This window comes from Myceligenerans salitolerans, assembly GCF_017349295.1.
GTDB classification, from domain to species: domain Bacteria; phylum Actinomycetota; class Actinomycetes; order Actinomycetales; family Cellulomonadaceae; genus Myceligenerans; species Myceligenerans salitolerans.
Genome location: NZ_JAFMPK010000044.1, coordinates 313,053 through 324,864 on the forward strand (window position 1 = coordinate 313,053; position 11,812 = coordinate 324,864).

The window sequence follows — 11,812 nt, forward strand, 5'->3', positions numbered from 1 at the left end:
CGGGCGACGCATCGAAGGGGGAGAGCATCGGTGACCACCACTGACGTCCAGATCGACGACTGGGTCATCCACCGGCCCAACGTGGTGCGGTCCGTCGCCGCGCGCGTCCCCGGTGTCGACGCCGACGAGGCGGCGAGCCGGGCCCTCGAGAAGATGATCCGGATCGTGAACAACGACGGAGAGATCGCCGACCCGGCGGCCTACTGGCGCCGCGCCGCCCTGAACGAGGCGTACTCGATGACCCGCGAAGCGGGTCGAGCGGTGCCGGTCGAGGACGAGGCACTCGCCGGCATCACACCTGCCGTGGCCGGCGCGGAGCTGAGCGCAGAGCGTGAGGCCGACGTCGCGATGCTGCGCGATGCTCTGAGCGATCTCAACGACGACGACCGCAAGCTGCTCTTCAACCGGCACGTGGACGACATGGCCGTGACCGACATCGCCGGCGACCTCGGAGTTCGCCCGCACGCGGTCACCATGCGCCTGCGCCGCGCCGAGGAACGGCTTGCCGGCGCGTTCGCCGCCGCGCACGCCCGGAAGGTCAACGAACCCGAGTGCCGCACGACGCGTGCCGCCATGCACGACTACCTCAAGGGCCGCCTGCTTCCCCGGCGGTCGAAGCGCCTCGAACTGCACATGGACGGTTGCGCCGACTGCACCCGCGCGTTCGTCGACGTGCGCGAGGTCTCGTGGATGCTCCGTGAGCTCGGCCAGCATCTCGTCGCGTTCTTCTTCGGCGGGGCGGCGGTCAGCGGTGCCGCCGCCGTGGCGGGCGCGAAGGCGACTCCGAGGCCGAAGCGGCCGACGGCGAAACAGGCCGTCGCCGCGAGCGTCCTCGCCGCGCTCGCCCTCGCCGGTGGCGCGTGGGCCTACATGGCGACCGAACCCGACCCTCAGGCCGAAGCAGTGGCCGAAGCCACGGGATCGGCCTCGGACGGCGAGGGCGACGGGAGTACCGGCGGTGGTGACGGCACCGGGGACGACGCGGGCGAGGAGGCGGAGCCTCCGGCCGACACGGAAGATCCGGAGCCGGAGACCGATCCCGAGCCGGAGCCGGAGGACCCTGAAACCGTCCCGGCCGAGGAACCGCAGCCGCGCGAGGAGTTCCCGCCGCCGCTCGACCGGTCCACGCCGGACGACCCGGCAGACCCGGCCGCACCGGCGGCCGAGCCGGATCCCGCGCCCGAGGACCCGCCGGCGGCCGCCCCCGAACCGGAACAGCCGCCGGCGAACGACGGCGGCAACCCGGGCAACGGCGGGGCCGACCCGGGCAATGAGGGCAACAACGGGAACGGCGGCGACAACGGGAACGGTGGCGACCCGGGCGACGGGGGCGGCGATGAACCCGAGGCCCCTGAAGAGGAGGCTCCTGGCGGTCTCGGCGACGTGCTGGGCGAGCTGCCCCTCGGTGGCCTGGAGAACGTCCTGGGTGGCCTGGAGGACGTCCCGCTCATCGGCGACCTGATGAACCTGCCGGTCTTCGGTGAGTTGGCCAACGCCCTCGGCGGTGCGCCGGCGGGTGACGAGGGCGACACCCAGGAGAACTGAGAAGCCAGCTCCCCGTGAGAAGGGCCCGGAACCGGTGGCGGTTCCGGGCCCTTGGTGCGACCGCCGCCAGCACGGAGAAGTATGTGACCCTACTTTGGGTCGACCAAATCCCACTGATATCTCCGATATTTCAGACGAAGCTTCCATGCGTGTACACGGAAGTGCCACCATGTCGGTGGCGCCACGCCACCAACCGGTAGTGTCGGCGCCTCGCGGATCGGGAGGACGAGGTTGCACACGCTGATCAGCAGTGGTCTGAGCGAGATGGCCGCCCAGCGGCGCGCTGTCGTGTTCGCCGTGTCACAGGAGGTCCCGGAGGCCGACCCGGAACTGGCCGCCAGCTTCGGGCTCGAACAGCTCTGCCGCGAGATCGCCGTACACGGCCCCATCGACCGCCCGGTGGACTTCTGGCACGACGCCGCCATCGACGCCGCCACCGAAGGCTCGGCGATCGAGGTCGCGGACAGCCGGAACACCGACCCCCGTGCCGGGACGGGGACCCGGACCCGGACGATCGGCTCCGGTACCACCGTCACGGAGCGCGTGGGGGTCGCACCACCGGCCACTGCCACGGTGCCCGCCACGTCGGAGCACGGGGCTCACCCGGAAGAGCACGGGGAGGCGGCGCCCACGCACGCACGCACACAGCTGCCCCCGTCGATCGAACCCACCGAGCGCACGACCGGTCTGCCACGCTCGGTGCGGCGGCGCCTTCCGCAGTCCCCGAACAGACTCGCGAGCGTCACCACCCTCGGGCCCGACGTGTGCCGGAGCACCCGAGGCGCCATGCACGACTACATCCGGCACCGCCTGCTGCCGGGCCGCCGCCGTGAACTCGAGGATCACCTGGTCGACTGCGCGGCCTGCGCGCGCGCCTTCACGGACATCCGCGAGTCCTACTGGCTCCAGCAGGCCGCACCCCCGGTGGTCCAGCTCGGCACGGTGTCGTTACCGGACGGCCCGCACCTGTCCCCGGCGGTGGCGCGCTGACCGCTCCCGACGGAGCAGGACCAGCACCTCGTAGTGCTGGGTCTGCGGGAACATGTCCAGCACGACGCCGCGGACCGGACGGAGGCCGGGCATGTGCGCGAGGTCGGCGGCGAGCGTGGTGGCGTTGCAGCTGGAGTACAGGACGTGGCCGACCGTGGAGCGGTCCAGGGCCCGCGCGAGCACGGCGCCGATCCCCCGGCGGGGCGGGTTGACGATCACCATCTCCGGAGCGTCCGTCGCCAGCCGCCCGACGACGTCGCGCGCGTCGCCTGCCTCGAACCGCACGTCGCTCAGGCCGAGCGTGTTCGCGGTCGCGGTCGCCGCGGCGACCGCCTCCCGGCTCAGCTCGATGCCGGTGATCGATCGGCCCGGTGTCGCGCAGTGCAGCGCGAAACCGCCGACCCCGCAGTAGAGGTCCCACAGGCTCGCCGGACCGACGTCGTCGACCCACTCGCGCGCCTGCCGGTACAGTCGCGCGGCCACCGGGGTGTTCGTCTGGAAGAAACTCTGCGGCCTCAAGGCCAGGGGAATACCTCCGACCCTCATCGTCAGCGCCTCGGAGTCCGTGAGCACGATCTCCCGATCGCCCTCCAGCACCGCGGCATGTGCGGGCTGGACGTTGACCGTCGCCACCGCCAGGTTCGGGAGTGCGGATCGCAGCGACGGAAGGTGCTTGCGAATGCGGGCGAGCGCCTCGGTGGACCGCATGACGAACCGGACCATGAGCTCGGCCTCCGGCGAGATCGTGACCAGCACGTACTTGAGTTCCCCACGCCCGGCCGTGTCCCGGCGGCGCTTCCCGCTGCGTGCGCGCTCCGGCTCGGATACCAGGTACGGCTCCAGCCGGGCGCGCCTGATGAAGCCCTTGAGCGGCGAGAACGTGGCCTGGAGTGCCGGCGGATAGAGGCCGCAGTCCGTCAGGTCCACGCCCTGGCCGATCTCGTCGAGGATGCCGAGCACCGGTTCGTCAACGGTACCGCTGACGACCATCTTCGCCTTGTTGCGGAACCCGGACTCCGGGCCGGTCACCGGGGGTGACCAGTCGATCCGGACGGCATCGCTCCCCGGGCTGGAACCCGACGGGGCGGCCGCGTTCCCCGCTCCCTCGAGGAGCCGGGACACGTGTCGCTGCTTCTGCGAGACCTGCGTCGCGTAGGGAGTGCCCAGAAGGGTGCACGAGTGGCAGCGGCCGGCGTCGAAGTGTGGGCACTGCACTCGTCCATTGTCTCGCGCCGCAGGACTACCTGTCGCTCGTGCCGCTCGACGGGGCGTCCGGACCGTCACCACGGCGGTGCTCGACGTGAGAACGTTCCGTCTCGCGGATGTTGCGTGCGAGTTCGTCCGACATCCACAGCAGGTCGGCCACCCAGCTCTCCAGCTCGGCACGGGCCGCGGCCACGGACCCGGCCGTGGGGGTCGCCTGCGGTACCACCGGCGGCGGGGCGACGTGATGCGCCTCGGCGGTCGACAACGCCTCGTTCAGCGCCTGCAACGCTCCCGTATCGGCCGCCCGGGCGGTCCTGGCAACCTCGCGGCCTTCGTCGATGCGCTCCCCGAGTTCGGCACGCGCCGCTTCTCCCGCACGGACCAGCCATGCGACCGCAGCTCGCCCGCTCTCGCCCGCAGCCGGATCGTCTGCCTCTGCCGAACGATCCTGCCGCAGGTTCTCCTGCACGCCCCGCACCACGCCGATGGTCAGCAGCGACACGGCGAGCGCCACCGCGACGGCCAGAAGTGCTCGATGTCGGCGGTGCACACAGCACAGTGTTCCGGCTGTCACTCGCCCCCGCCAGACGAGCCGAGCCGGTCACGCCGGCACGGACGAGGCGATCTCCGTGCGCGACGGCGTCCTTGCCGGACGGTCACGGGTACCGGCTCGCGATCGTGCTGAGCTTCTCGACGTACGCCTCGCGCTCACGCCTGTCGTGGTCCGGGAGGTTGAGGTTCCCGCGGCTCAGGCCGATCGCGCCGTCGTGCTGCTCACGGAGGATGTCGGCGTGACCGGTGTGGCGCGACAGGTCCTCCAGCGTGTGGACGACGAGGCGGAACAGCGTGGTATCCGTGTTGTCGGACCACCACGGGACCGTGCCCCGCGTGTCCAGGGGAAGGACATCGATGTTCTCCTCGGTGAAGGCCCATACACGGCGATAGACGTCGAGGGTCCCGGCGAGGGTCTCGTCCGTGGTGAGGTAGAAGTCGGCCTGCGGGTCCTCCTCGAGCGCCTCCAAGGAGACCAGTTCCTCCGGGGTGGGCCACGGCCGGCCGACGACATCGCCGAGATACCCGGCCTCGACACTCGCCATGTGCTTGATCAGGCCGGCGAGGTTCGTGCCGCTGGGAACCCGGGGCCATCGAGCCTCTCGTTCGGACAGGTTCTCGACCTTCCAGACGAGGGCCTCGCGTGCGGAACGCAGGTACTTCTTGAGGATCCGCTTCTGGAAGTCCTCGTTGCTCTCGGCTTCGCGGGGTTGGTTCATGGGAACAGCATCACACCGGACACCGACATCCCCGGCACGGTACGGACGATCACGGACGCGGACCCGTGGATCACGAGGACCACGTGTCGGTGTCCCGGTGCACAGTTGTCCCATGACCGACACCACGACGGACACCACCGGCTCCCACGCTCCGCCGCGACCGGCGGGCGCCCGATGCTTCGGCGACGGGGATCCTCTGTACGAGGCGTACCACGACACGGAATGGGGGCTCCCCGTGCACGGCGAGGCGGAACTCTTCGAACGCATCGCGCTGGAGGGCTTCCAGTCGGGACTGTCGTGGATCACCGTGCTGCGCAAACGACCAGCGTTCCGGGAGGTCTTCCGCGGCTTCGACCCGGTGGTGGTCGCCGCCTTCACCGAGCAGGACATCGACCGGCTGCTCACGGATGCCCGCATCATTCGAAATCGCATGAAGATCGAGGCCACCGTGGCGAACGCCAGGGCACTCGTCGCGTTGCACGCCGACGGTCGCAGCCTCGACGAGTTGTTCTGGTCGTTCGCACCCGACGCCGCGGGCCGCGAACGACCCGCGGCGTGGACGGAGGTGCCGGCCCAGACGCCGGAGTCGAAGGCGCTCAGCAAGGCTCTGAAGAAGGAGGGCTTCCGTTTCGTCGGGCCGACGACGATGTACGCCGCCATGCAGGCCTGCGGGCTCGTCGACGATCACCTGGCGACCTGCCCGGCAGTTCGCCGGGACACCGTCAGTCCACCCGCTCCTGACCGCTGAGCTTCTGGATCGCGGTCATGACCTCCTCCGTCAGTTCCCGCCGTGCCTTGGCCGGTTTGGTGCCGGCCTCGATCTGCCGTGAGGGATCGATCGGCGTCCCGAAGTGCACCTCGACGCGTCCGAGCCGAGGCATCTTGCCGATCGGCTTGACCTTGTCGGTGCCCTTGAGCCCCACGGGCACGACCAGTGCCTTGCCGGTGAGGGCCAGCCAAGCGGCACCCGTGTGCCCCTTGTGCAGTTTGCCGTCGCGGGACCGTGTCCCTTCGGGATAGATCCCGAACGCACCGCCCTTCTCGAGGACGGCGAGCGCGTCCTCGAGGGATCGCTGGCCGGCCCGGGGGTCGTCACGGTCCACCGGGATGTGTTCCATCGTCGTGAAGAACCAGCGGGAGAGCGCGCCCTTGAGACCCTTGCCCGTCCAGTACTCCTTCTTCGCGAGGAACGTGACGTGCCGCGGCACGGTGATCGGAATGATCACCGAGTCGATGAACGACAGATGGTTGCTCGCGAAGATGACCGGGCCCTTGCGAGGGATGTTGTCGACCCCGGTCACTCGCGGCCGGAGCAGCACGAGCGACAGGATCGACACGATGAGTTTCAGTACCCGGTACGTCACCCGCACATTGTGCACCGCCTGCCCACCCGTGTGGTGAATCGGGCATCACCGCCACGACGAGCCCAAGGCTTCGTCAGCGTGCCGTCACCACATAGTCGTCCGCGTCATCATCCCAAACCAGATCCACCGCACCGGAGGTCTGCGCCGCCTTCGCGAACTGCAGGAACCCGCGGTAGCCGAGCGCCTTCTCCGAGAAGTCCGGGCGCTGCTTCCGGACCGCGTTCTTGAGCCCGGACAGTGCCGCACTGCCGCCGGAACCGTGGACCACGGACCGCAACAGGCTGAACGCGTCGTCCGCGTCCCCCGCCTCGGGCAGCGAGATCTCGGGATCACCCTTCGACGGCCCGTCGGAGAGCACCACGAACCCGCGGTCCGCCAGAAAGCGCAGGAACTCGCCGAAGGTGCGGAAGCCGTAGTCGGATTCGCTGAACGTGGGGTCCTTGCGGACGAGCGTCCGCTTGAGCATGGAGGCGGTCACCGAGTCGGAGGACGAGGCCTGGAGGTCCTTGAGCGTCTGGGCGACCCGCACCTCCATGGTCGGCGGCTCGCCCTCCGGCTCGTCGGCTTCCTCATCGGTGACGACGGGTTCGGCGGGCTCGGGAACGGGCGCCGCGGCCGCCTTCCGCTTCCTGCCCGACGACGGGCCGGTGGCCTTGCCCGTCTCGGCCGGCTCCGGCTTCTCGCCGTCGTCGGCGGGCACGTTCGCCGGGGCGCCCGCCGCAGACCGCCGTCGGCCGCCTCGGGACTTCGCGGCCTTGGGTGTGGGCCCCTCGTCGGGAACGTCGACACCCTCCAGGCGGTCGTAGAAGAGGAACTCGTCGCAGGCCGCCGGGAGCAGGCGCGACGTGGAGAGTTCGACGCCCACCCCGATCACCCGCTTGTTCAGCTCACGGAGCTTGTGGACCAGCGGCGAGAAGTCGCTGTCACCGGTGCACATGACGAACGTGGAGATGTAGTCGCGCTCGAAGGCCATCTCGATCGTGTCGACCACCATCTTGATGTCCGCGGCGTTCTTCCGGGAGGCGCCCATGCGCTGCGGCATCTCGATGAGTTCGACCTGGTGGCGGGTGAGGGCCCGGCGGTCCTCGTCGAAGTACGACCAGTCCGCGTAGGCACGGCGCACCACGACACGTCCGCGCACCGCGAGGGCGTCGGCGATCGGCCCGAAGTCGAACTGCATGCCACCCAGGTGCTCCCGAGCGCCGAGCGCCAGGTTCTCGTAGTCGATGAAGACGGCGAGACGCTCTTCGTTGTCCATGACAACCACCCTACGGGCTGGCGTCGAGATCACCGGGTGCAGGGCCCGACGCCGCCGGATACCGGACGCGGAGGGCGTCGTCCGCCTGAGCGGGGCCTGCGTCTCAGCACGTGAGCGGAATATGGATCGCATGGCGGGCATGTGTGACCATGAGGGCTCACCATCCAGAGCGGTCGAGAGTCCTGGCTCGAGGACACCGCAGCAACCTGTCGCTCCACGCGGAGCGAACAAGGTGCTAACGCCAGGCGCGATGGGAGCATCACCTATGGCTGTCGAGACGCCGCACCCGAGCCGGCCGACGATCTCGTTCGAACTCATGCCGCCGCGTCGGCCCGACGTGGCCCCGAAGTTCTGGGAGACCGCCCACCGGCTCGTCGCGACGCATCCCGACTTCGTCTCCGTGACCTACGGAGCGGGAGGCGGTGACCGCGCGACGGCACGCGCCGTCGTGGCCAAGCTCCTGGAAGGCACCCCGGTCCTGCCCGTCGCCCACCTGACGTGCGTGGGCGCGTCGCGCGAAGACGTGTCGGAGGTGATCGACGACTTCTTCGACGCGGGCGTCCGCACCTTTCTCGCCCTGCGTGGCGATCCGCCCAAGGATCAGCCGGACTGGCGCCCACCGGCCGATGGTGTGCACTCGAGCGTCGAACTCGTGCGCCTGCTGCGCGACGTCGAGGAACGCCGGTGCGCCGCCAGCCCCGCGACGGCGCTGCGCGGCGCGGCCAAGCCGCTCACGATCGCCGTCGCGACGTTCCCGAACGGGAACGCGGACGCCGGCACGACGCGCGAGCAGGAGGTGGTTCGGCTCCTGGAGAAGCAGGAGGCGGGCGCGTCCTTCGCGATCACCCAGCTCTTCTACGAGGCGGAGTCGTACACGGGCTTCGTCGAGGCGGCCCGGAGGGCCGGGGTGACGATCCCCATCCTCGCGGGGGTCATCCCCACGACGGAGCCGCGCCGCCTGCGTCGCGTCCAGGAACTGACCGGCGTCGTGCCGCCCCCGGGGCTCCTCGCGGAACTCGACGGCCTGCGGCTCGACGACGGGTCACCGGACGTGGACGCCCAGCACGACCGCGGCATCGAGCACTCGGTCCGTCTCGCCCAGGCCGTCCTCGACTCGGGCGCGCCCGGCATTCACGTCTACACCTTCAACAAGCACCGCCCGGCGCTGGACCTGTTGTCCGGCGTGGGTCTCACGACCGCCTCGGCCTGAGTCGCGCGGGAGCAACCACCCCGCGACCGCACACCGAGGTTCCCGCCTCCCCGGAGGCACGTACACCCATCCAGAGCGGCCGAGAGACCTGGCTCGACGACGCCGCAGCAACCACCCCCGCGCGGGGCACGGTGCTCAATGCCAGGTGCGATGGAGTTGAGATGACTGACAACACCCTGCCCGAGTTCCCTCACGCCACGGTGCTCGGCTACCCCCGGATCGGGCGGCGCCGTGAGCTCAAGCGGGCTCTGGAGTCGTACTGGGCGGGTACGACCACGGCCGACGAGCTGGAGCGGACGTCACATGACCTGCGCCTCGCCACGGTACGTCGCCTCGTGGAGCTCGGGCTGGAGCCAGGGACCGGCGCTGTCCCGAACTCGTTCTCGCGCTACGACCAGGTTCTCGACATCACCGCCACGTTGGGCGCCGTCCCGGCCCGCTTCGGTGAGGTGGCGCGCCGGAACGCCGGCCCGGCCCGTCCGGAGGACGCTGCCGCGCCGGGGTCCGGGGTGCGCGAGGTACCCGGCGACACCTACTTCGCGCTCGCTCGCGGCACGGCCGAGCAGCCGCCGCTGGAACTCACCAAGTGGTTCGACACCAACTACCACTACCTCGTGCCCGAGATCGGACCGGAGACGCCGATCGGGTTCGCCGACGACCGGATCGTCCGTGAGTTCGTCGAGGCGGCCCGGCCCGACGACGGCGGCATCCCTGTCGTGACCCGGCCGGTGATCGTCGGGCCGGTGACCTACCTGCTGCTGAGCAAGCCGGAGCACGGCGCACCCGACGACTTCTCCCCGCTGAGCCGGCTGGACGACGTCGTCGCCGCCTACCGTGCGCTGCTGGCGGCGCTGGCCGCCGCCGGAGCGCCCTGGGTCCAGCTGGACGAGCCCGCGCTCGTCAGTGATCTGGTCACGCCGCAGGGCCCGGCCGGGTTCGACACGGTGGCCGACGCCGTCCGCCGGGCGTACGACGCACTGACGGCACCGACGCCCGGAACGGAACGCCCGCAGCTCCTCGTCGCCGCGCCGTTCGGCGACCTGCGCCGCGCCACGGGCGATCGTCTGGAACCGCTGGCCGGCACCGACGTCGAAGCCGTCGCGGTGGACCTGGTCCGCGGTGCCGTGCCGCCCGCCGTTCCGGGTCTCGCCGCCAAGACCTTGGTCGCCGGCGTGATCGACGGACACAACATCTGGCGGGCCGACCTCGCCACTCGGCTCGGCCTGCTGGAGTCCCTGCGCGACACCACGGGTGCCGGAGCCGTCGCCGTCAGCACGTCCACGTCCCTGCTGCACGTCCCGCACGACGTCGGCGACGAGCCGCGTCTCGACCCGGCACTGGCCGGGTGGCTGGCTTTCGCCGACCAGAAGGTCGGGGAGGTCGTCACCCTCGCACGCGGACTGCGCGACGGCCGCACAGCGGTGGAGCCGCAGCTCGCCGAGGCGACGGCAGCGATCAGGGGCCGAGCGGAGGCGGCCGGCGTCGTCGTCCCCGGCGTCCGGGACCGGCTCACACGGCTGTCGGACGCCGACTTCGTGCGCGCGCCCTACTCCGACCGCGCTGCCGCACAGCGCACGCGGCTCGACCTGCCGCTCCTGCCGACCACGACCATCGGCTCGTTCCCGCAGACGACCGACATCCGCACGACCCGTGCGGCCTGGACGCGCGGTGATCTCTCCGACGCCGACTACGAGTCGCGGATCCGTGACGAGATCGCGCGTGTCGTCGCGCTGCAGGAGGAACTCGGTCTCGACGTGCTGGTGCACGGCGAGCCCGAACGCAACGACATGGTGCAGTACTTCGCCGAGCGTCTCGCCGGGTTCGCCACGACGGTGCACGGCTGGGTGCAGTCGTACGGGTCGCGGTGCGTCCGCCCGCCGATCCTCTGGGGCGACGTGTCAAGGCCGCAGCCGATCACCGTGCCGTGGGCCACGTACGCGGCGTCACTCACCGACAAGCCCGTCAAGGGCATGCTGACCGGCCCGGTGACGATCCTGGCGTGGTCCTTCGTGCGGGACGACCAACCACTGGCCGACACGGCCAACCAGGTCGCCCTCGCACTGCGGGACGAGGTCGCCGACCTGGAGGCGGCGGGCATCGCGATCGTCCAGGTGGACGAGGCGGCGCTGCGCGAGCTCCTGCCTCTCGACGCCGCCGCGCAGCCGGCGTACCTCGACTGGTCGGTGCGGTCGTTCCGGCTGACGACGTCGGGTGCCGCGCCCTCCACCCAGATCCATACGCACCTGTGCTATTCGGAGTTCGGCGACATCGTCGGGGCGATCGACGACCTCGACGCGGACGTCACGTCCGTCGAAGCGGCACGGTCCCGGATGGAGATCGTGCCGGGGCTCTCCTCCGCCGGGTACGCACGCGGGATCGGACCGGGAGTGTGGGACATCCACAGTCCGCGTGTGCCGTCCGACGGTGAGGTGTCGGATCTGCTGAAGCTCGCCGTCGCCGAGATCGACCCGCGGCTCGTGTGGGTGAACCCGGACTGCGGCCTGAAGACCCGTGGCTACGCGGAGACGACGGCATCGCTGACCAACCTGGTCGCGGCGGCGCGGGAGGTCCGGGCGACCCTGTAGGCCGGTACGGGGTCGGCACGTGCCGACCCCGTGGCCGGGGCCGCGTGACCGCGTCTCGCGGCTGGAGCACCGCACGGCCGGGAACCGCCAGGAGAGCGCTACGCCCGGCAGGCGGGCTCACCATCACGTCGAGGGTATGACGTAGGTGGGATGTAGCCGGGATGTAGCCGTCCCGACGTGGCGATTGCGATACTCGGGCTTGACCTGCCCATTTCGCCACTTCGCCGACGTGGAGGACCCGTGCACCACCCACACGAGCACGCTCAGGACACGCAGGAACACACCCGTCACACGATGGACCGCCGCGGTCTGCTCCGCGGGGCCGTCGTCGTCGGCCTGGGAGCCGCGGGCGCGAGCGCCGCGCTTCCCGCGGCCGCGGCACC

10 protein-coding genes and 2 riboswitches are annotated in these 11,812 nt (G+C 70.8%); of the genes, 5 read left to right on the top strand and 5 right to left on the bottom strand.

From position 1 onward, the window contains the following. Window positions 1-30 precede the first annotated feature (30 nt). Together J0911_RS20390 and J0911_RS12400 are read left to right on the top strand one after the other, a co-directional pair. Entirely contained in the window at window positions 31-1,545 is a 1,515-nt protein-coding gene (locus J0911_RS20390; RefSeq protein WP_207275738.1) for a zf-HC2 domain-containing protein, read from the top strand. Window positions 1,546-1,776: 231 nt separating this feature from the next. Further along, on the top strand, window positions 1,777-2,535 hold the full coding sequence (locus J0911_RS12400) for a zf-HC2 domain-containing protein (RefSeq protein ID WP_207275739.1): 759 nt from the start codon (window positions 1,777-1,779) through the stop codon (window positions 2,533-2,535). Here the strand turns inward: J0911_RS12400 and rlmC are convergent. From rlmC to J0911_RS12415, 3 genes are all read right to left on the bottom strand, one after another. Then, window positions 2,494-3,750 carry a 23S rRNA (uracil(747)-C(5))-methyltransferase RlmC gene (rlmC, locus tag J0911_RS12405; RefSeq protein ID WP_207275740.1) on the bottom strand — a complete coding sequence of 419 codons (1,257 nt, stop codon included), beginning with the start codon at window positions 3,748-3,750 and terminating at the stop codon, window positions 2,494-2,496. The genes J0911_RS12400 and rlmC overlap by 42 nt on opposite strands. A 25-nt stretch (window positions 3,751-3,775) precedes the next feature. Then, window positions 3,776-4,291, bottom strand: a complete 516-nt coding sequence (locus tag J0911_RS12410; RefSeq protein WP_207275741.1) for a hypothetical protein — start codon at window positions 4,289-4,291, stop codon at window positions 3,776-3,778. A 106-nt stretch (window positions 4,292-4,397) separates the two neighbouring features. Beyond that, window positions 4,398-5,012: a DinB family protein gene (locus J0911_RS12415; protein WP_207275742.1), complete on the bottom strand. Its 615-nt coding sequence runs from the start codon at window positions 5,010-5,012 to the stop codon at window positions 4,398-4,400. A gap of 112 nt (window positions 5,013-5,124) precedes the next feature. Here J0911_RS12415 and J0911_RS12420 point away from each other — a divergent pair, with 112 nt between their 5' ends. Further along, a complete protein-coding gene (locus J0911_RS12420) occupies window positions 5,125-5,760 on the top strand; it encodes a DNA-3-methyladenine glycosylase I (protein WP_207275743.1) in 636 nt (211 codons plus the stop codon). Here the strand turns inward: J0911_RS12420 and J0911_RS12425 are convergent. Together J0911_RS12425 and J0911_RS12430 are read right to left on the bottom strand one after the other, a co-directional pair. Next, window positions 5,735-6,376: a lysophospholipid acyltransferase family protein gene (locus J0911_RS12425; RefSeq protein ID WP_207275744.1), complete on the bottom strand. Its 642-nt coding sequence runs from the start codon at window positions 6,374-6,376 to the stop codon at window positions 5,735-5,737. The genes J0911_RS12420 and J0911_RS12425 overlap by 26 nt on opposite strands. A gap of 73 nt (window positions 6,377-6,449) precedes the next feature. Then, entirely contained in the window at window positions 6,450-7,634 is a 1,185-nt protein-coding gene (locus J0911_RS12430) for an NYN domain-containing protein (RefSeq protein ID WP_207275745.1), read from the bottom strand. Between the two features lie 156 nt (window positions 7,635-7,790). After that, window positions 7,791-7,891, top strand: a riboswitch (SAM riboswitch). An 8-nt stretch (window positions 7,892-7,899) separates the two neighbouring features. Here J0911_RS12430 and J0911_RS12435 point away from each other — a divergent pair. Then, window positions 7,900-8,844, top strand: a complete 945-nt coding sequence (locus J0911_RS12435; RefSeq protein WP_207275746.1) for a methylenetetrahydrofolate reductase — start codon at window positions 7,900-7,902, stop codon at window positions 8,842-8,844. Between the two features lie 63 nt (window positions 8,845-8,907). Next, a riboswitch (SAM riboswitch) is annotated at window positions 8,908-9,012 on the top strand. Continuing rightward, window positions 9,006-11,429, top strand: a complete 2,424-nt coding sequence (gene metE, locus J0911_RS12440; RefSeq protein WP_207275747.1) for a 5-methyltetrahydropteroyltriglutamate--homocysteine S-methyltransferase — start codon at window positions 9,006-9,008, stop codon at window positions 11,427-11,429. Its footprint overlaps the riboswitch before it by 7 nt. Window positions 11,430-11,812 lie beyond the last annotated feature (383 nt).

Coding starts and splice junctions, on each gene's coding strand:
- J0911_RS12415 (WP_207275742.1), bottom strand. CDS start 5,012: ATGAACCAACCCCGCGAAGCCGAGAGCAACGAGGACTTCCAGAAGCGG.
- J0911_RS12420 (WP_207275743.1), top strand. CDS start 5,125: ATGACCGACACCACGACGGACACCACCGGCTCCCACGCTCCGCCGCGA.
- J0911_RS12430 (WP_207275745.1), bottom strand. CDS start 7,634: ATGGACAACGAAGAGCGTCTCGCCGTCTTCATCGACTACGAGAACCTG.
- J0911_RS12435 (WP_207275746.1), top strand. CDS start 7,900: ATGGCTGTCGAGACGCCGCACCCGAGCCGGCCGACGATCTCGTTCGAA.
- metE (WP_207275747.1), top strand. CDS start 9,006: ATGACTGACAACACCCTGCCCGAGTTCCCTCACGCCACGGTGCTCGGC.